Source organism: Enterobacter sp. UCD-UG_FMILLET (assembly GCF_000762975.1).
GTDB lineage: Bacteria > Pseudomonadota > Gammaproteobacteria > Enterobacterales > Enterobacteriaceae > Enterobacter > Enterobacter dykesii.
In genome coordinates this window covers 49060-67398 of record NZ_JRJC01000045.1, presented here as the reverse complement: position 1 = coordinate 67398, position 18339 = coordinate 49060, and the positions used below count along the sequence as shown (strand labels likewise).

19 protein-coding genes are annotated in these 18339 nt (G+C 55.9%); 11 read left to right on the top strand and 8 right to left on the bottom strand.

Translation table 11 applies throughout. The annotated features are described in order from the left end of the window. Positions 1 to 6 precede the first annotated feature (6 nt). The 3 genes from hslU to rraA all read left to right on the top strand — a co-directional run bounded on the left by hslU (position 7) and on the right by rraA (position 2908). Positions 7 to 1341: an HslU--HslV peptidase ATPase subunit gene (gene hslU / locus LA04_RS20980; protein WP_008501803.1), complete on the top strand. Its 1335-nt coding sequence runs from the start codon at positions 7 to 9 to the stop codon at positions 1339 to 1341. 68 nt (positions 1342 to 1409) lie between these two features. Then, positions 1410 to 2330: a 1,4-dihydroxy-2-naphthoate polyprenyltransferase gene (menA, locus tag LA04_RS20975; protein WP_047653019.1), complete on the top strand. Its 921-nt coding sequence runs from the start codon at positions 1410 to 1412 to the stop codon at positions 2328 to 2330. Positions 2331 to 2422: 92 nt separating this feature from the next. Continuing rightward, positions 2423 to 2908: a ribonuclease E activity regulator RraA gene (gene rraA / locus LA04_RS20970; RefSeq protein ID WP_023309687.1), complete on the top strand. Its 486-nt coding sequence runs from the start codon at positions 2423 to 2425 to the stop codon at positions 2906 to 2908. Between the two features lie 87 nt (positions 2909 to 2995). Here rraA and zapB read toward each other — a convergent pair whose 3' ends face one another. Continuing rightward, positions 2996 to 3235 carry a septal ring assembly protein ZapB gene (gene zapB, locus LA04_RS20965; protein WP_010436935.1) on the bottom strand — a complete coding sequence of 80 codons (240 nt, stop codon included), beginning with the start codon at positions 3233 to 3235 and terminating at the stop codon, positions 2996 to 2998. 399 nt (positions 3236 to 3634) lie between these two features. Between zapB and LA04_RS20960 the strand changes: the two genes are divergently transcribed. The 4 genes from LA04_RS20960 to fpr all read left to right on the top strand — a co-directional run bounded on the left by LA04_RS20960 (position 3635) and on the right by fpr (position 7970). Then, complete coding sequence (locus LA04_RS20960) at positions 3635 to 4480, top strand: MIP/aquaporin family protein (RefSeq protein ID WP_010436934.1); 846 nt, start codon at positions 3635 to 3637, stop codon at positions 4478 to 4480. 21 nt (positions 4481 to 4501) lie between these two features. Next, complete coding sequence (gene glpK, locus LA04_RS20955) at positions 4502 to 6010, top strand: glycerol kinase GlpK (RefSeq protein WP_023333857.1); 1509 nt, start codon at positions 4502 to 4504, stop codon at positions 6008 to 6010. Positions 6011 to 6116: 106 nt separating this feature from the next. Then, positions 6117 to 7127: a class II fructose-bisphosphatase gene (gene glpX, locus LA04_RS20950; protein WP_047653017.1), complete on the top strand. Its 1011-nt coding sequence runs from the start codon at positions 6117 to 6119 to the stop codon at positions 7125 to 7127. Positions 7128 to 7223: 96 nt separating this feature from the next. Continuing rightward, positions 7224 to 7970 carry a ferredoxin--NADP(+) reductase gene (gene fpr, locus LA04_RS20945; RefSeq protein WP_029739198.1) on the top strand — a complete coding sequence of 249 codons (747 nt, stop codon included), beginning with the start codon at positions 7224 to 7226 and terminating at the stop codon, positions 7968 to 7970. Here fpr and LA04_RS20940 read toward each other — a convergent pair whose 3' ends face one another. Further along, the gene (locus LA04_RS20940; RefSeq protein WP_023293600.1) at positions 7971 to 8390 is read right to left on the bottom strand and encodes a DUF805 domain-containing protein; all 420 of its coding nucleotides are present in this window, start codon (positions 8388 to 8390) and stop codon (positions 7971 to 7973) included. A gap of 112 nt (positions 8391 to 8502) precedes the next feature. Between LA04_RS20940 and LA04_RS20935 the strand changes: the two genes are divergently transcribed. Next, on the top strand, positions 8503 to 9099 hold the full coding sequence (locus LA04_RS20935; protein WP_047653016.1) for a DUF1454 family protein: 597 nt from the start codon (positions 8503 to 8505) through the stop codon (positions 9097 to 9099). Between the two features lie 111 nt (positions 9100 to 9210). Next, positions 9211 to 9978, top strand: a complete 768-nt coding sequence (tpiA, locus tag LA04_RS20930; protein ID WP_047653014.1) for a triose-phosphate isomerase — start codon at positions 9211 to 9213, stop codon at positions 9976 to 9978. 47 nt (positions 9979 to 10025) lie between these two features. Here tpiA and LA04_RS20925 read toward each other — a convergent pair whose 3' ends face one another. From LA04_RS20925 to cpxP, 6 genes are all read right to left on the bottom strand, one after another. Continuing rightward, on the bottom strand, positions 10026 to 11330 hold the full coding sequence (locus LA04_RS20925; RefSeq protein WP_047653012.1) for an SLC13 family permease: 1305 nt from the start codon (positions 11328 to 11330) through the stop codon (positions 10026 to 10028). 73 nt (positions 11331 to 11403) lie between these two features. Further along, positions 11404 to 12147, bottom strand: coding sequence for a CDP-diacylglycerol diphosphatase (locus tag LA04_RS20920; protein ID WP_047653010.1), 744 nt, complete (start codon positions 12145 to 12147; stop codon positions 11404 to 11406). 107 nt (positions 12148 to 12254) lie between these two features. Continuing rightward, positions 12255 to 13244 carry a sulfate ABC transporter substrate-binding protein gene (locus LA04_RS20915; protein ID WP_047653008.1) on the bottom strand — a complete coding sequence of 330 codons (990 nt, stop codon included), beginning with the start codon at positions 13242 to 13244 and terminating at the stop codon, positions 12255 to 12257. A gap of 135 nt (positions 13245 to 13379) precedes the next feature. Beyond that, positions 13380 to 14342, bottom strand: a complete 963-nt coding sequence (gene pfkA / locus LA04_RS20910) for a 6-phosphofructokinase (protein ID WP_023309696.1) — start codon at positions 14340 to 14342, stop codon at positions 13380 to 13382. Between the two features lie 174 nt (positions 14343 to 14516). Beyond that, positions 14517 to 15410: a CDF family cation-efflux transporter FieF gene (fieF, locus tag LA04_RS20905; protein WP_047653007.1), complete on the bottom strand. Its 894-nt coding sequence runs from the start codon at positions 15408 to 15410 to the stop codon at positions 14517 to 14519. Between the two features lie 152 nt (positions 15411 to 15562). Continuing rightward, complete coding sequence (cpxP, locus tag LA04_RS20900; protein ID WP_047653005.1) at positions 15563 to 16069, bottom strand: cell-envelope stress modulator CpxP; 507 nt, start codon at positions 16067 to 16069, stop codon at positions 15563 to 15565. A gap of 150 nt (positions 16070 to 16219) precedes the next feature. Here cpxP and cpxR point away from each other — a divergent pair, with 150 nt between their 5' ends. Together cpxR and cpxA are read left to right on the top strand one after the other, a co-directional pair. Then, positions 16220 to 16918: an envelope stress response regulator transcription factor CpxR gene (gene cpxR / locus LA04_RS20895; RefSeq protein ID WP_006179159.1), complete on the top strand. Its 699-nt coding sequence runs from the start codon at positions 16220 to 16222 to the stop codon at positions 16916 to 16918. Beyond that, positions 16915 to 18288, top strand: a complete 1374-nt coding sequence (gene cpxA / locus LA04_RS20890; RefSeq protein ID WP_023309731.1) for an envelope stress sensor histidine kinase CpxA — start codon at positions 16915 to 16917, stop codon at positions 18286 to 18288. Before cpxR ends, cpxA begins: the two co-directional genes overlap by 4 nt. Positions 18289 to 18339 lie beyond the last annotated feature (51 nt).

Sequence of the window (18339 nt, the reverse complement as noted above, 5' to 3'; positions counted from 1 at the left end):
TCTCCCATGTCTGAAATGACTCCACGCGAAATTGTCAGCGAACTGAACAAACACATTATCGGCCAGGATAACGCCAAGCGTTCCGTGGCTATCGCTCTGCGTAACCGCTGGCGTCGTATGCAGCTTGACGAAGAGCTGCGCCACGAAGTGACGCCGAAAAACATTCTGATGATCGGCCCGACCGGCGTCGGTAAAACCGAAATCGCCCGTCGTCTGGCGAAGCTGGCTAACGCGCCGTTCATCAAAGTTGAAGCCACCAAGTTCACCGAAGTGGGCTATGTGGGTAAAGAAGTGGACTCCATCATCCGCGATCTGACCGACTCGGCGATCAAAATGGTGCGCGTCCAGGCGATCGAGAAAAACCGCTATCGTGCGGAAGAGATGGCGGAAGAGCGTATTCTCGACGTGCTGATCCCACCGGCAAAGAACAACTGGGGCCAGGCAGAGCAGCAGGCGGAACCTTCTGCGGCGCGTCAGGCGTTCCGCAAGAAACTGCGTGAAGGCCAGTTGGACGACAAAGAGATTGAGATCGATCTCGCTGCCGCGCCAATGGGTGTGGAAATCATGGCGCCTCCGGGCATGGAAGAGATGACCAGCCAGTTGCAGTCCATGTTCCAGAACCTGGGCGGCCAGAAGCAAAAAACGCGTAAGCTGAAAATCAAAGACGCGATGAAGCTGCTGATTGAAGAAGAAGCGGCGAAGCTGGTAAACCCGGAAGAGCTGAAGCAGGACGCTATCGACGCGGTTGAGCAGCACGGTATCGTGTTTATCGACGAAATCGACAAAATTTGTAAGCGTGGCGGCAACAGCTCCGGCCCGGACGTGTCCCGCGAAGGCGTTCAGCGCGACCTGCTGCCGCTGGTCGAAGGCTGCACCGTCTCCACCAAGCACGGCATGGTGAAAACGGACCACATCCTGTTTATCGCGTCAGGCGCATTCCAGGTTGCCAGCCCGTCGGATCTGATCCCGGAACTGCAGGGGCGTCTGCCGATTCGCGTTGAGCTGCAGGCGCTGACGACCGAAGATTTCGAACGTATCCTGACCGAGCCTAACGCCTCTGCTACCGTACAGTACAAAGCGCTGATGGCGACCGAAGGCGTGAACCTCGAGTTCACCGAAGACGGTATCAAACGTATTGCTCAGGCTGCATGGCAGGTGAACGAAACCACCGAAAACATTGGTGCGCGTCGTCTGCATACCGTGCTGGAACGCCTGGTCGAAGATATCTCTTACGACGCGAGCGACCTGAACGGTCAAACCGTTACCATTGACGCAGAATATGTGAGTAAACATCTGGATGCGTTAGTGGCAGATGAAGATCTGAGCCGTTTTATCCTATAATCGCGGTTACTGGATTCTCATCACGTTTAATGGGGGCTAATGCCCCCATTTTTATTGGCTAAATACTTATGACTGACATCAGCCGTACTCAGGCGTGGCTCGAAAGTCTGCGCCCTAAAACACTTCCTCTGGCCTTTGCCGCAATTATCGTCGGCACCGCCCTTGCCTGGTGGCAGGGGTATTTTGACCCGCTGGTTGCCGCGCTGGCATTGATTACCGCCGGCCTGCTGCAAATCCTCTCCAATCTCGCCAACGACTACGGTGACGCGGTAAAAGGCAGCGACAAGCCGGACCGCATAGGGCCGCTGCGCGGAATGCAGAAAGGGGTGATTACCCAGGCGCAGATGAAACGCGCGCTGATTATCACCGTGGCGCTGATCTGCGTATCCGGCCTGGGGCTGGTGACGGTGGCATCTAAGACCACCGGCGATTTTATTGGCTTCCTGGTGCTGGGTTTACTGGCCATTATCGCGGCCATCACCTACACCGTCGGCACGCGTCCTTACGGTTATATTGGACTCGGAGATATCTCCGTACTGGTGTTCTTCGGCTGGCTGAGCGTGATGGGAAGCTGGTACCTGCAGGCGCATACGGTGATCCCTGCCCTGTTCCTGCCCGCGACCGCCTGCGGTCTGCTGGCGACGGCGGTGCTCAACATCAATAACCTGCGCGACATCGATAGCGATCGCGAGAACGGCAAAAACACCCTGGCGGTTCGTCTGGGGCCGGTCAATGCGCGCCGCTATCACGCCTGCCTGGTCATTGGCGCGCTGGTTTGCCTGGCGCTGTTTAACCTGATCTCCTTGCAGAGCTTGTGGGGCTGGCTGTTTGTGCTTGCCGCGCCGCTGCTCATTAAGCAGGCCCGCTTTGTGATGCGTGAACTCAGTCCGTCCGCCATGCCGCCGATGCTGGAGCGCACGGTAAAAGGCGCGTTGCTGACTAACCTGTTGTTCGTCATCGGGATTGTGTTAAGCCAGACGCTCAGTTAGCTGACAAATATCAATTAACAATTGATGATTTTGCCAACAACGCATTTCGCACGATATACTGAACACATTCGCAGCAACTGAGCGTTAAACCTATGAAATACGATACCTCCGAGCTTTGTGACATCTACCAGGAAGATGTCAACGTCGTTGAACCGCTGTTCTCCAACTTTGGTGGGAGGTCGTCGTTTGGCGGTCAAATCGTCACGGTGAAATGTTTCGAGGACAACGGGTTGCTGTACGATCTGCTCGAACAGAACGGCCGCGGCCGCGTTCTTGTGGTCGACGGCGGCGGTTCCGTGCGCCGTGCGTTAATTGATGCTGAACTGGCCGGCATTGCCGTCCAGAATGAGTGGGAAGGCCTTGTGGTGTACGGTTCCGTGCGCCAGGTGGACGATCTGGAAGACCTGGATATCGGGATTCAGGCCATCGCGGCCATACCGGTAGGGGCAGCGGGTGACGGCATCGGAGAAAGCGACGTGCGCGTCAATTTCGGCGGCGTGACCTTCTTCTCCGGGGACCATCTCTACGCCGATAATACCGGCATTATCCTTTCCGAAGATCCGCTGGATATCGAGTAGTAAAAAGTCAGCGAGAACCATAAAAAAACCGCCAACAGCAATGTGGCGGTTTTTTTGTCACTCGGGATTAGCGGTCCGTTAGGAAGATCAGACCTCTTCCATACGTCCCAGCAGCGCCTGCAGGCGATCCTGCCAGCCGTTCTGCTGTTCGCGCAGCTGGTTGTTTTCGCGCTCCAGTTCTTCGCGGCCGTGCTGAGCGTTCTGAACTTCCTGCGCCAGGCTGTTGTTCTTCTCTTTCAGCTCTTCAATTTCCATCTGCAGCAGGGTGATGGTGTCAATCGCCTGCTGTACTTTCGATTCCAGTTTCTCAAACACTTCTAAAGACATGATGCTACCTCTCCTGAATTGCAAGGCGACGCTTTAACATAAACGCGCACGACATATACCGTCGATTGTATGGAGCGCGGCGCTCTGTGTCCAGCGACACACCGCGCAGATCGCGGTTTGCAACACTTTTAGGTCTGGTCCTGGTGTGTTCGCGTCATATACCCCTAAATTGTTAACTGATTCGTTAATGAAATGATTCAGCTCACATTCCTGTACTGATGCAAAAATGTGCTTTATGGCGCGAAAACGCTCATTTTATTGACACAGACCACACATTTTGATTTCGATATTTCTCGTTTTTGCTCGTTAACGATAAATTAACACTATGTCTACAGGGCATCGTGGCTGTCACGGGCGGCCATGCTAACAATAAACATTCATCTCTTCAGGATTCCGATTATGAGTCAGACATCAACCTTAAAAGGCCAGTGCATTGCCGAGTTCCTTGGTACCGGGTTGTTGATATTCTTCGGAGTGGGCTGTGTCGCTGCACTGAAAGTGGCGGGTGCCAGTTTTGGTCAGTGGGAAATCAGTATCATCTGGGGTCTGGGTGTGGCGATGGCCATCTACCTGACTGCAGGAGTTTCCGGTGCACATCTTAACCCGGCTGTGACCATCGCGCTGTGGCTGTTCGCGTGCTTCGATGGACGCAAAGTTGTTCCTTTCATCATTTCTCAGTTTGCCGGCGCCTTTTGCGCAGCGGCGTTAGTTTACGGGCTTTATTACAATCTTTTCATCGACTTCGAACAGACGCATCATATGGTGCGCGGCAGCGTCGAAAGTCTGGATCTGGCTGGCATCTTCTCAACCTATCCGAACCCGCATATCAATTTTGTGCAGGCGTTCGCAGTTGAAATGGTGATTACCGCTATTCTGATGGGCGTCATTATGGCGCTGGGCGATGACGGCAACGGCATTCCGCGTGGCCCGCTGGCCCCGCTGCTGATTGGCCTGCTGATTGCGGTTATCGGCGCATCAATGGGTCCACTGACCGGCTTCGCGATGAACCCGGCGCGTGACCTGGGGCCAAAAACCTTCGCCTTCTTCGCTGGATGGGGCGACGTCGCCTTCACCGGTGGCAAAGACATTCCTTACTTCCTGGTTCCGCTGTTCGGGCCAATCGTAGGGGCGGCGCTGGGTGCATTCGGCTATCGCAAATTAATTGGTCGCCACTTACCGTGCGACACCTGTGTGGAAGAGGAGAAGGAAACGACTTCTACCGCACAACAAAAAGCTTCGCTGTAATCTGACTACGGGACACATACCATGACCGAAAAAAAATATATCGTTGCGCTCGACCAGGGCACTACCAGCTCCCGCGCTGTCGTAATGGATCATGACGCGAACATCGTCAGCGTGTCACAGCGCGAATTTGAGCAAATTTATCCTCGTCCAGGCTGGGTAGAGCATGACCCAATGGAGATTTGGGCGTCACAAAGCTCCACGCTGGTCGAAGTGCTGGCAAAAGCCGACATCAGCTCCGACGAGATTGCCGCCATCGGTATCACCAACCAGCGTGAAACCACCGTGGTCTGGGAGCGCGAAACCGGTAAGCCCATTTACAACGCTATCGTCTGGCAGTGCCGCCGTACATCCGAGATCTGCGAACAGCTGAAGCGCGACGGTATGGAAGAGTACGTGCGCAGCGCCACCGGTCTGGTGGTTGACCCGTATTTCTCCGGCACCAAAGTGAAATGGATCCTCGACCACGTAGAAGGTTCACGCGAGCGTGCTAAACGCGGCGAGCTGCTGTTCGGTACCGTCGATACCTGGCTTATCTGGAAGATGACCCAGGGACGCGTTCACGTCACCGATTACACCAACGCCTCGCGTACCATGCTGTTCAACATCAACACCCTGGAGTGGGATGACAAGATGCTGGACGCGCTGGACATTCCGCGCGCGATGCTGCCTGAAGTGCGTAAGTCTTCAGAAGTGTACGGCCAGACCAACATCGGCGGTAAGGGCGGCACCCGTATTCCTATCGCCGGTATCGCCGGTGACCAGCAGGCGGCGCTGTTCGGCCAGCTGTGCGTCAAGGAAGGGATGGCGAAGAACACCTACGGCACCGGCTGCTTTATGCTGATGAACACCGGTGAGAAAGCGGTGAAATCAGAAAACGGCCTGCTGACCACCATCGCCTGCGGCCCGCGCGGCGAAGTGAACTATGCGCTGGAAGGTGCGGTGTTCATGGCCGGTGCGTCCATTCAGTGGCTGCGCGACGAGATGAAGCTCATCAGCGATGCGTTCGATTCCGAGTACTTCGCGACCAAAGTGAAAGACACCAACGGCGTGTACGTGGTGCCTGCGTTCACCGGTCTGGGCGCACCGTACTGGGATCCGTATGCACGCGGCGCAATTTTTGGCCTGACGCGCGGTGTGAACTCTAACCACATTATTCGCGCTACTCTCGAATCCATCGCCTACCAGACGCGCGACGTGCTGGAAGCGATGCAGGCTGACTCCGGCATTCGTCTGCACGCCCTGCGCGTGGACGGCGGTGCGGTAGCGAATAACTTCCTGATGCAGTTCCAGTCCGACATTCTGGGCACCCGCGTTGAGCGCCCTGAAGTGCGTGAAGTCACGGCGCTGGGCGCGGCGTACCTTGCCGGTCTGGCGGTAGGCTTCTGGCAGAACCTGGACGAGCTGCAGGAAAAAGCGGTTATCGAACGCGAATTCCGCCCGGGCATCGAAACCACCGAGCGTAACTTCCGCTACAGCGGCTGGAAAAAAGCGGTGAAACGCGCCCTGGCGTGGGAAGAGCACGACGAGTAATCCCCCTCACCCTAACCCTCTCCCCATAGGGGAGAGGGGACTTAAAACCCCCCTCCCCACTCTGTGATAAACTTCGTGCAATTCCTTTTGATTGTACGAGTACCTCATGAAACGTGAACTTGCTATCGAGTTTTCCCGCGTCACCGAAGCGGCCGCCCTCGCAGGCTATAAATGGCTGGGTCGTGGCGACAAAAATACCGCAGACGGCGCGGCCGTCCATGCCATGCGCATTGTGCTTAACCAGGTCAACATTGACGGCACCATCGTGATCGGCGAAGGCGAGATCGACGAAGCGCCGATGCTCTATATCGGTGAAAAAGTCGGTACCGGCAAAGGCGATGCCGTGGATATCGCGGTCGACCCGATCGAAGGCACCCGCATGACGGCGATGGGTCAGGCCAATGCGCTAGCGGTGCTGGCCGTGGGCGATAAGGGCTGCTTCCTCAACGCGCCGGACATGTACATGGAAAAGCTGATTGTCGGTCCGGGCGCAAAAGGCGCAATCGACCTTAGCCTGTCGCTGGAAGAGAACCTGCACAACATCGCCAAAGCCCTTGGCAAACCCCTTAGCGAACTCACCGTCACCATTCTGGCGAAACCGCGCCACGACGCCACTATCGCGCAGATGCAAAAGCTCGGCGTGCGCGTGTTTGCCATCCCTGACGGTGACGTTGCCGCCTCGATCCTGACCTGCATGCCGGACAGCGAAGTAGACGTGCTGTACGGCATCGGCGGCGCGCCGGAAGGTGTGGTCTCTGCGGCAGTGATCCGCGCGCTGGATGGCGATATGCAGGCCCGCCTGCTGCCCCGCCATGAGGTGAAAGGCGACAGCGAAGAGAACCGCCGTATTGGGGAAAACGAGCTGGCGCGCTGCGAAGCGATGGGCATCGAGGCCAATAAAGTGCTCGCGCTGGACGAGATGGCGCGTAGCGATAACGTTGTCTTCTCGGCGACCGGCATCACCAAAGGCGATCTGCTGGACGGCATCACCCGCAAGGGCAATATGGCCACCACTGAAACGCTGCTGATCCGCGGTAAATCACGCACCATTCGCCGCATCCAGTCTATCCACTATCTCGACCGCAAAGACCCGGACGTGCAGACGCACATTCTGTAAAACCGTTTGATCGATAGAGCTTTCCGGCCCTGACGGGCTGGAAATTGTCACCACAAGTACGGAAGATAGAACAGAGAAACAGCACAGGAGAAGATCATGGCGGACTGGGTAACAGGTAAAGTCACAAAGGTACAGTTCTGGACCGATGCTCTATTTAGTCTCACCGTACATGCTCCCGTTCACCCGTTTAAAGCCGGGCAATTTGCGAAGCTGGGGCTGGATGTCGACGGCGAGCGCGTGCAGCGCGCCTACTCTTACGTTAACGCGCCTGATAACCCGGATCTCGAGTTCTATCTGGTCACCGTTCCCGACGGTAAGCTCAGCCCGCGCCTTGCCGCCCTTAAGCCCGGCGACGAAGTGCAAATTGTGAGTGAAGCGGCAGGCTTCTTTGTGCTCGAAGAGATCCCTGATTGTGACACACTCTGGATGCTGGCAACCGGTACGGCCATTGGCCCTTATCTCTCTATTTTGCAGTACGGCAAAGATCTGGAGCGCTTTAAAAACATCGTGCTGGTACACGCTGCGCGCTACGCTGCAGACCTGAGCTATCTGCCGCAAATGCAGGCGCTGGAACAGCAGTACGGCGGAAAGTTAAAGATTCAGACGGTGGTCAGCCGCGAAACCGTAGCAGGAGCGCTTACCGGCCGCGTGCCGGCGCTAATTGAGAGTGGAGCCCTGGAAGACGCGGTGGGGTTGCCGCTGAACGCTGAAACCAGCCACGTCATGCTGTGTGGCAACCCGCAGATGGTGCGGGACACGCAGCAGCTTCTGAAGGATACCCGGCAGATGACGAAACATCTTCGCCGTCGACCGGGCCATATGACCGCCGAACACTACTGGTGATCAGCGGTATTTCACCTCAACGGTGTCTTTACCGTATTTGTTTTCGCTCTGGGTGCCAATAAACGCGCCCAGATCGACAATCATCATTACGAAGATGACCGACGGCAGCAGCCTGCCCACGACCCACGGCAGGATGGACGGCAGCATCGCCCAGTTTCCGGCCACCAGCATCCACGCCAGAATAATCAGAAATGCCCACGCACCGGAACGTCCGCGATCGTGCAGCCGTTTTACGACAACCGCCGCCGTTGGCCATAGCAGGCAGACCAGCGCGAAGGCCGCCGTTTGCGTGCTCAGCCAGGCATTGTAAGCAACGAAAAACAGAAGCAGCATGGCGACAACCCACGTCACCATCCAGATCCAGAAATCACGGCGTCCAATACGCCCTTTGAATGAAAACAGCCACTGCTGTATGGTCATGTAAGGTTCCTTATTATCGTATAGCGCGCATTTTACCCTGGAGTTGTGACCTTTTGACAAGCCGACCAGATATCGTTTTAATCATGAGCACTTACGGCCAGGGGCAATGTTGATGAAAAGTTCGGCACGTTCTCTTTTCCTGTGTTTAGCGCTGCTCAGCGCGGGTTATCCCCTGCACGCCGCCGAAACCACAGCCCCGACCACAGCACCGTATCTTTTGGCGGGCGCGCCGTCGTTCGATCAGTCCATCAGCCAGTTTCGTGAAGCGTTCAATCAGACCAACCCCACGCTGCCGCTGGATGAGTTTCGCGCCATTGATGGCTCACGCGATACCCCCACGCTGACCCGTGCGGCAAGCAAGATTAACGAGAATTTGTATGCTTCGACGGCGCTGGAGCGCGGAACGTTAAAAATTAAAAGCATGCAGATCACCTGGCTGCCGATACAGGGTCCAGAGCAGAAAGCTGCTAAGGCGAAAGCGCTGGAGTACATGAGCGCGGTATTGCAGGCCTTTACCCCTGCGCTGACGAAAAAGCAAAGCCAGCAAAAGCTGCAAAAACTGCTGGCCGCGGGTAAAAACAAGCGTTACTACACCGATACCGAAGGCGCGATCCGCTATGTTGTGGCGGACAACGGCGAAAAAGGACTGACCTTCGCTGTTGAACCGATTAAGCTGGCACTATCTGACACCCTCGGCGGGGCGAATTAATGACAAAAAGCAAAGCCTTTCGAGGGAAAATCTCTATACTGATTCACAGACCATGCTGCCCGACAGGGTGGCCATATTCCTTAATTCGCTTATTGAGCGTGGAGAATTGAAATGCGACATCCTTTAGTGATGGGTAACTGGAAACTGAACGGCAGCCGCCACATGGTAAACGAGCTGGTTGCGAACCTGCGTAAAGAGCTGGCTGGCGTGACGGGCTGCGCGGTTGCTATCGCTCCGCCGGATATGTATCTGGATCTGGCTAAACACGCCGCTGACGGCAGCCACATCATTCTGGGCGCGCAGAACGTTGACGTTAACCTGTCTGGCGCGTTCACCGGTGAAACCTCCGCTGAAATGCTGAAAGATATTGGCGCGAAATACATCATCATTGGCCACTCAGAGCGTCGCACCTATCACAAAGAATCCGATGAGTTCATCGCGAAGAAATTCGCCGTGCTGAAAGAGCAGGGTCTGATCCCGGTGCTGTGCATCGGTGAAACCGAATCGGAAAACGAAGCGGGCAAAACCGAAGAAGTGTGTGCACGTCAGATCGACGCAGTGCTGAAAACCCAGGGCGCGGCAGCGTTCGAAGGCGCGGTAATCGCATACGAGCCAGTCTGGGCGATCGGTACCGGCAAATCTGCAACCCCTGCTCAGGCTCAGGCGGTTCACAAATTCATTCGTGACCACATTGCTAAAGCCGACGCGAAGGTCGCTGAGCAAGTGATTATCCAGTACGGCGGTTCCGTAAACGCTTCCAACGCTGCTGAGCTGTTCACCCAGCCAGACATCGATGGCGCGCTGGTTGGCGGTGCATCCCTGAAAGCTGACGCTTTCGCAGTGATCGTTAAGGCAGCAGAAGCGGCTAAACAGGCGTAATTGCCTTTGTGGCGGGTGGTGCTTGCGCTTACCCGCCCTACAAAACCCTACAACTTGCCTAACACGCTAAACCACAGATAATTCAGCGGCAGCAGCACCAGATACGTTGCAATGGCCAGCGCCAGACAGAGCATCATCCCCGCCCTTGCAGGCACCTTCCCGAGCCCCATTGCCACCACAATCGGCGACGCCTGATACGGCAGCAGCGGCGTGGAATAGCCCAGCACCTGAATCATGATTACCGACAGCAGCGGGAAACCGGTCGCGTCCGAGAAGCTCTGCGCCAGCGTGGTGTAAAGCGCAGGCACGCCGTTGGCGGTCATAATGAAGTTGAGCGCCGTGGTAATACCGGTCAGCGCCAGGAAGCTGATGAACGGTCTGTCTGCATCCAGCGGCATAATCCGGAGCAATGCTTCGCCCACGGCCGTTCCGATACCGGTTTGCGTCACCACGATCGCCAGCCCAAGAATACCCGCGACGTAAATACAGGTACGCATATTCACTCCCGCAGAAAACTCTTCCCCGGTAATGAAACCAATGCGCGGCAGCATAACGATGATCGACGCCGCCAGCCCCGTCCACGCCGGCCCTACACCGTGCCAGCTCTCCGTGACCCACATACCCAGCACCACAGCCAGCAGCCAGGCGAGACGCTTTTCATCTCGCCCCATCGGCTCAGACGGCGCCTGTTCCTTCGACGGTTTTGGGCTACCGGGAAATAGCCAGCAGATGAGGCCAATCAAAATCAGGCCTTTGAGAATGCCCAGCACCGGCGTGTGCAGCAGCAGATACGGGACATAGTTCAGATGGATGCCGTACGAGCCTTCTGCCGCACCGCTCATCACCAGATTAGGGACGTTTGCAGGCAGGATAGTCGCCGACAGCTGGAAAGTCCCGAACCCCACCGCCAGCGCAAGCCCGAACCAGGCGCGGGAGCCGTCGGCGATACCGGCGCGTTTTGCCATCGCCGCGACAATCGGCATCAGCAGCGCAATACGTCCCATGTTCGACGGCATCACAAACGCCAGCGCATAGCTCAGCAGCACCACGCTCGCCACCATCAACACCCAGGAGTCGGTGAGTCTTGCCGACAGCGCCCGGGCGGCCCTGTCCGCCAGTCCGGTTTTACGGATCGCCACGCCAAGCACAAAGCCGCTGAAGACCAGCCAGAAAGCCGACGAGGCAAAACCGCCGAAGATGACCTCCGGCGGGGCGATCTTCGCAGTCATTGCCGCCGTGAAGAACAGCAGCGCGGTGATGAATTCCGGCAATAGCGACGTCGCCCACAGCACGATGGTGACGCCAACGATCAGTGAGGGCAGCAGCAGAGGATACGTTAACCAGAGCGACATACCTGTCTCCTGTAGAATTTTTCAGCAAGTCTACGGTGACAGGTAGCCCGAGTAAACGCGATTTATGGTGGGGTTACTTCAGGATAGCGCATTGATGATCCTGCAGTTCCTCAGCGGACGCGCGGTTAAGCGTGAGCAGGTTACGCTCGGTCGCCAGCAAAACAAAAGAGCCATCCGACTGCTGCGCCATCGCCAGCGCGAAGCGCCCCATATGGTCGCGCGCTTCCGGCAGCTCTTCCGCCAGCATCATAAACGGGCTGCGCTGGACCAGTTCATTCTCGGTCACGCGGCGAGCAAGATACTCATGTCCTTCTAGTCCCCCGGGCAGAGGCAGCCACTGGGTGCTGATTTCTCCCTGTGCCGCGTTGAGCTTCTCGCGCACGTCCGGGCGCAGGCAGGAGATATGAATATGAAAATGGTTCTGGGTGCGGCCAGTCGGCGAGTTAATCGTCAACGAAATAGCGCTGTCAGGCACCTCGGAGCCACGCTTGAGGGTCATAAAGCTGCGCGACTGCCACGCCAGCCAGAAAAAGTTCGGCGTATGCGCTTCGGTCAGCAGCGGGCTCTCGGTGCCGTTGATGCGGTAGGTTGGCATCAGCAGGTATTGCAGCGGCCCGTTGCGATCTTTAAATACCACATAGCCTGCATCCGTTTTCACCTGCGCACAGGGTGCCGGGTTACGATTCTGGATCTGATTCGGCACGCACTGGTCGAGAACGATATGTCGCAACGCATTCGGATTACCCGCCTTCATCCAGTACACGCCGCCAGCGGCAAGGGCGATGACAATGAGGATCAAAAAGATAATTTTTTTCACAACGCGTTCCCTGTTTTCAATAGAGGCAAAAGAGTAACGCAAAATGATGACCAAATAAAAAACCCGGCGGATTTCTCACGCCGGGTCACCGTGTCATTGGCTAATGGTTAGCGCTGGCTGATTTGGTCGAAAGTGCCACCGTTAGAGAAGTGCTCTTTCTGCGCTTTGGTCCAACCGCCGAACTCGTCATCAATGGTGAAGAGTTTCAGTTTAGGGAATACGCTTTCGTATTTCTTCGCAACGGCCGGATCGCGTGGACGATAGAAGTTTTTCGCCGCAATTTCCTGGCCTTCTGGCGAGTACAGATACTTCAGATAGGCTTCCGCCACCGCTTTGGTGTCTTTCTTCTCAACCACTTTATCGACCACTGAAACGGTCGGCTCAGCCAGAATCGATTCGCTCGGGGTCACGATCTCGAATTTGTCTTTACCCAGCTCGTTGGTGGCCAGCAGGGCTTCATTTTCCCAGGCAATCAGCACGTCGCCAATCCCGCGCTCGACGAAGGTGTTGGTGGCGCCACGCGCGCCGGAGTCCAGCACTTCAACGTTTTTATACAGCGCTTTCACGAATTCCTGCGCTTTGGCCTGATCGTTATTGTTGTGATGCAGCGCGTAGCCCCATGCGCCCAGGTAGTTCCAGCGAGCGCCGCCGGAGCTTTTCGGGTTCGGGGTAATGACAGAAACGCCCGGTTTGATCAGATCGTTCCAGTCTTTAATTTGTTTCGGGTTTCCTTTACGCACCAGGAAGACGATGGTCGAGGTGTAGGGTGCGGAGTTATCCGGCAGGCGTTTGATCCAGTTTTTGTCGATGCGGCCACGCTCGGCGATCGCGTCAACATCGTAGGCCAGCGCCAGGGTCACCACGTCGGCTTCAATACCGTTTATCACGGACGTCGCCTGCTTGCCGGAGCCGCCATGCGACTGGCGAACCACCACGTTGTCGCCGGTTTCCTGCTTCCAGTGTGCCGCGAACGCTTTGTTGTATTGCTCGTACAGTTCACGCGTCGGGTCGTATGACACGTTCAGTAACTGGATATCCTTAGCCAGAACGCTGGTCGATGCCAGCAAAAATGTTAAACCCACGCCCCATTTATTCATCGCCCAGCTCTCTTGTGTAGTGTTTTGATGAATGCAGCGTGCCAGAAAGCGATTCGAGGATTAAAGAATAAAAAAAGATTGGCTATAACGTAGAGGAATAATGGCCCTCTTCGCGAAAGAAGAGGGCCAGGAGAATCAGTACAGCTTTTTCGCGCAGTCCAGCCAGTCACCTTTGAACGGACGCTTCATGTTTTCAATGGCGTCGATGATGTCGTGGTGAACCAGTTTTTCGTTCTGAATACCGACGCAGCGGCCGCCGTGACCCTGCAGCAGCAGATCGATAGCGTACGCGCCCATACGGGACGCCAGAATACGGTCGTAAGGGCCTGGGGAGCCGCCGCGCTGGATGTGACCCAGTACGGTCGCGCGGGTTTCGCGTTTGGTTTCGGCTTCGATGTACTTCGCCAGCTCATCAACGTCACAGATATGCTCGGTGATAGCCACGATCGCGTGTTTTTTACCCTTCGCGATGCCCGCTTTGATTTCAGCCACCAGATCTTCACGGCTAAATTCGACTTCTGGCACGACGATAAATTCGCAACCGCCCGCAATGGCTGCCGCCAGCGTCAGGTCGCCACAGTAACGGCCCATCACTTCAACGATAGAGATACGCTGGTGAGAAGACGAGGTGTCACGCAGACGGTCAATCGCTTCAACAACGGTACCCAGCGCAGTAAAGAAGCCGATAGTGTAGTCAGTACCTTTGATGTCGTTGTCGATGGTGCCCGGCAGACCGATGCACGGGAAGCCCATTTCGGTCAGACGTTTTGCACCCATGTAGGAGCCGTCACCACCGATAACCACCAGGGCGTCCAGGCCGCGTTTCTTCATGTTTTCGATAGCCACTTCACGAACGTGTTCATCACGGAATTCCGGGAAGCGCGCGGAACCGAGGAAAGTACCGCCACGGTTGATCATGTCAGACACGCTGTAACGGTCGAGCTGAACCATACGATCTTCATACAGGCCCAGATAACCGTCATAAACGCCAAAAACTTCCAGGCCTTCCGTCAGCGCTGCACGGACAACACCACGAATTGCCGCGTTCATGCCCGGCGCATCACCGCCGCTTGTCAACACACCGATTTTCTTAATCATGACTACCTCTGAACTTAGGAATGCAAAATTGAAATCTGTTGCCGGAAGAAACTTATCGACCAACGAATACTGCAAATAGTATATCAATCCCTTCCAGCTGAATTGATTCAGGTCAGACCAAACGGCGGTAATTTATACACAAAATGCTGGCCTGGCTCACTTTTTTACAACGAATTACGAAAGCCCAACATGACCGGGTACAACCGAGCAGGGATCCTGGTGAATGATGACGTCTGACCCAGGAAAACGCTGCAAAATCGCCTGCTCGACCTGCTCAGCAATAACGTGAGCCTGAACCAGTGGCAGGTTGTCTTCCATTTCAATATGAATCTGAATAAAGCGGGTCGGCCCTGACTGCCGCGTTCGAAGATCGTGTGCACCGCTGACGCCGGGCCAGGAGGTCACGATAGAAAAAATTTCATTACGTTCTGAGTCCGGGAGGGCGCGGTCAAGCAGTGATTGCACCGCTTCATACCCCATCCGCAGGGCGCTATATAAAATATAGATACCAATCCCTAACGCAAATAACGCATCGGCGCGATGCCAGCCATACCAGGCCAGACCGAGCGCAATAAGAATAGCCCCATTCATCATAACATCAGATTGATAATGAAGCATATCCGCCCGTACAGCCTGACTTTGCGTTTTGCGAACAACCCAACGCTGGAACGTTACCAGAACAAGTGTGCATATAAGCGCAACGATCGTCACAATCACGCCCACGCCGGGATCGTTCATCGGCGTCGGCGAAACGAGATGCTGAATCCCGGTTAAAAACAGGAACAGCGCAGAGCCGGAAATGAACATACTTTGCGCCAGCGCGGCCAGCGACTCCGCTTTGCCGTGCCCAAATGTATGCTCTTCATCCGCTGGTTGTAGCGAGTAACGCACCACCAGCAGGTTGGTCAACGAGGCGGCAATGTCCATCAGCGAGTCCACCAGCGCCGCCAGAATACTGACCGAGCCGGTATACCACCAGGCAAAGATTTTAATCAGTAACAGGCTGGAGGCCATGACGGTAGCCGCAATGGCGGCCCGGCTTACCAGTCTTCCATAGGATTGATTCATAAACGCTCCTGTCATGTCATGCCGCTATTATAACGGAAGCATGGGGAGTCTAAGGATGAATAAACGGTTAACAGGGCGGATGCGGGGCAAAAAAAACCCCCACATCATGTGGGGGAAGACAGGGATGGTGTCTATGGCAAGGAAAACAGGGTTTACTGGTTACTACGGGTACTGCTATTGCTACTGAAAAACGACGTTTTTGAGCTTCGCTGCATCCGTGCAACCTCACGCAGCTGGTCCATTCGCTGCTGATGTCTGGCATTCAAAACCGCTTGCTGCTCGGGCGTTAGCAGATGGAACATCTGGTTGCGGACCTTCGCCATCTCTACCTGGCGGGCAACCTGTTCCTGTGCCATTTTTTCGGCCTGAGCGCGTACAGCGCTTTCGTCAAAATTTTCTGCGGTGACAAGGCGATGCATTGTCTCCATTTCGCTAACATTAACAGGGGGCTGGTCGTGTCGTGCCCTCTGCATCAGATCTCGCATCTGTTGACGCTGATGTTCGGTTAAACTTATGCCGTCAAACATATGGCTTTGGCTGCTGTTCTGCGTTGCACCCTCTTGTAAGGGACTGTTATCGCTGATGATAGCTTCAGCAGCCTGGCTAAACGCACTGAACGCCAGCGTTGAGGCCATGACGGCAGCGGTAACTTTGCGCATCACTTGCTCCCAAAATCTTTCGTGTCGCGATTCAACGAGAGACAGTCTACGATTCAGGCTGCAAACATGCGTCAGGGGGTGTAAAACAACGTAAAGTCATGGATTAGATAGCCTTGATGTCGTAATTTCTGCCTCGGAGGTATTTAAACAATGAATAAAATCCTGTTAGTTGATGATGACCGAGAGCTCACATCCCTTTTAAAGGAGTTGCTCGACATGGAAGGTTTCAACGTCCTGGTTGCCCATGATGGCGAGCAGGCGCTGAGTCTCCTTGACGACAGCATCGATTTACTTTTGCTCGACGTGATGATGCCGAAGAAAAACGGTATTGATACGTTGAAAGAGCTTCGCCAGACACACCAGACTCCTGTAATCATGCTGACCGCGCGCGGCAGCGAACTTGACCGCGTACTCGGCCTTGAGCTGGGCGCGGATGACTATTTACCGAAGCCGTTTAACGACCGTGAACTGGTTGCCCGTATTCGCGCTATCCTGCGCCGTTCGCACTGGAGCGAGCAGCAGCAAAATACCGACAACAGCTCACCCACCCTTGAAGTCGACTCCCTGAGCCTGAACCCGGGCCGTCAGGAAGCAAGCTTTGATGGCCAGACGCTGGAACTGACCGGCACGGAGTTCACCCTGCTGTATCTGCTGGCGCAGCACCTCGGCCAGGTGGTTTCGCGTGAACATCTAAGCCAGGAAGTGCTGGGCAAACGCCTCACCCCGTTTGACCGCGCCATCGACATGCACATCTCTAACCTGCGCCGTAAGCTGCCGGAGCGTAAAGACGGTCACCCATGGTTTAAAACCCTGCGTGGTCGCGGTTATCTGATGGTTTCCGCTTCATGATAGGAAGCTTAACCGCCCGCATCTTCGCCATCTTCTGGCTGACGCTGGCACTGGTTTTAATGCTCGTTTTGATGTTGCCAAAACTCGACTCACGCCAGATGACGGAGCTTCTCGACAGCGAGCAACGTCAGGGCGTGATGATCGAGCAGCACGTGGAAGCCGAGCTGGCAAACGATCCGCCGAACGATTTAATGTGGTGGCGCAGGCTGTTTCGCGCTATCGACAAGTGGGCGCCGCCCGGACAACGCCTGCTGCTGGTAACCAGCGAAGGCCGCGTGATTGGGGCCGATCGCAATGAAATGCAGATTATCCGCAACTTCATTGGCCAGGCGGATAACGCCGATCATCCCCAGAAGAAGAAATATGGCCGCGTAGAGATGGTGGGGCCTTTCTCCGTCAGGGACGGAGAGGATAATTATCAGCTCTACCTGATCCGTCCGGCGAGCAACTCCCAGTCTGATTTTATCAACCTGCTGTTTGACCGCCCTCTCCTGCTGCTGATTGTCACCATGCTGGTCAGCTCGCCGCTGCTGTTATGGCTGGCGTGGAGCCTGGCAAAACCGGCGCGTAAGCTGAAGAATGCCGCCGATGAGGTGGCGCAGGGTAACCTGCGACAACACCCTGAACTGGAAGCCGGGCCGCAGGAGTTCCTTGCCGCCGGAACCAGTTTTAACCAGATGGTGAGCGCCCTCGATCGCATGATGACCGCACAGCAACGTCTGCTGTCGGATATCTCGCACGAGCTGCGTACCCCGCTTACGCGCTTGCAGCTTGGCACCGCGCTGCTGCGCCGCCGCAGCGGTGAGAGCAAAGAGCTGGAGCGTATTGAAACGGAAGCGCATCGTCTGGACAGCATGATCAACGACCTGCTGGTCATGTCGCGCAATCAGCAGAAAAACGCGCTGGTCAGCGAAACGGTGAAAGCCAATCACCTCTGGCACGAGGTGCTGGACAACGCGGCGTTCGAAGCGGAACAGATGGGTAAATCCTTCACCGTCAACTTCCCGCCGGGCCCGTGGCCGCTGTACGGTAACCCCAACACGCTGGAAAGCGCGCTGGAGAACATCGTGCGTAACGCTCTTCGCTACTCGCATACGAAGATTGAGGTGGCGTTCTCGGTGGATAAAGACGGGATCACCGTCATTGTCGATGACGACGGTCCTGGCGTCAGCCCGGAAGACCGCGAGCAGATTTTCCGTCCGTTCTATCGTACCGACGAAGCGCGCGACCGGGAATCAGGTGGTACGGGACTGGGTCTGGCGATTGTTGAAACCGCCATGCAGCAGCACCGCGGCTGGGTGAAAGCCGATGACAGTCCGCTGGGTGGACTACGGTTAACGCTGTGGCTACCGTTGTATAAGCGTTCGTAGCTTTTAGTGCCGGGTGGCGGCTTCGCCTTACCCGGCCTACTTTCCTGGAAG

Excerpts from the sequence above, each read along its gene's own strand:
- hslU (WP_008501803.1), top strand. The coding sequence starts at position 7 with ATGTCTGAAATGACTCCACGCGAAATTGTCAGCGAACTGAACAAACAC.
- menA (WP_047653019.1), top strand. The coding sequence starts at position 1,410 with ATGACTGACATCAGCCGTACTCAGGCGTGGCTCGAAAGTCTGCGCCCT.
- rraA (WP_023309687.1), top strand. The coding sequence starts at position 2,423 with ATGAAATACGATACCTCCGAGCTTTGTGACATCTACCAGGAAGATGTC.
- zapB (WP_010436935.1), bottom strand. The coding sequence starts at position 3,235 with ATGTCTTTAGAAGTGTTTGAGAAACTGGAATCGAAAGTACAGCAGGCG.
- LA04_RS20960 (WP_010436934.1), top strand. The coding sequence starts at position 3,635 with ATGAGTCAGACATCAACCTTAAAAGGCCAGTGCATTGCCGAGTTCCTT.
- glpK (WP_023333857.1), top strand. The coding sequence starts at position 4,502 with ATGACCGAAAAAAAATATATCGTTGCGCTCGACCAGGGCACTACCAGC.
- glpX (WP_047653017.1), top strand. The coding sequence starts at position 6,117 with ATGAAACGTGAACTTGCTATCGAGTTTTCCCGCGTCACCGAAGCGGCC.
- fpr (WP_029739198.1), top strand. The coding sequence starts at position 7,224 with ATGGCGGACTGGGTAACAGGTAAAGTCACAAAGGTACAGTTCTGGACC.
- LA04_RS20940 (WP_023293600.1), bottom strand. The coding sequence starts at position 8,390 with ATGACCATACAGCAGTGGCTGTTTTCATTCAAAGGGCGTATTGGACGC.
- LA04_RS20935 (WP_047653016.1), top strand. The coding sequence starts at position 8,503 with ATGAAAAGTTCGGCACGTTCTCTTTTCCTGTGTTTAGCGCTGCTCAGC.
- tpiA (WP_047653014.1), top strand. The coding sequence starts at position 9,211 with ATGCGACATCCTTTAGTGATGGGTAACTGGAAACTGAACGGCAGCCGC.
- LA04_RS20925 (WP_047653012.1), bottom strand. The coding sequence starts at position 11,330 with ATGTCGCTCTGGTTAACGTATCCTCTGCTGCTGCCCTCACTGATCGTT.
- LA04_RS20915 (WP_047653008.1), bottom strand. The coding sequence starts at position 13,244 with ATGAATAAATGGGGCGTGGGTTTAACATTTTTGCTGGCATCGACCAGC.
- pfkA (WP_023309696.1), bottom strand. The coding sequence starts at position 14,342 with ATGATTAAGAAAATCGGTGTGTTGACAAGCGGCGGTGATGCGCCGGGC.
- fieF (WP_047653007.1), bottom strand. The coding sequence starts at position 15,410 with ATGAATCAATCCTATGGAAGACTGGTAAGCCGGGCCGCCATTGCGGCT.
- cpxP (WP_047653005.1), bottom strand. The coding sequence starts at position 16,069 with ATGCGCAAAGTTACCGCTGCCGTCATGGCCTCAACGCTGGCGTTCAGT.
- cpxR (WP_006179159.1), top strand. The coding sequence starts at position 16,220 with ATGAATAAAATCCTGTTAGTTGATGATGACCGAGAGCTCACATCCCTT.
- cpxA (WP_023309731.1), top strand. The coding sequence starts at position 16,915 with ATGATAGGAAGCTTAACCGCCCGCATCTTCGCCATCTTCTGGCTGACG.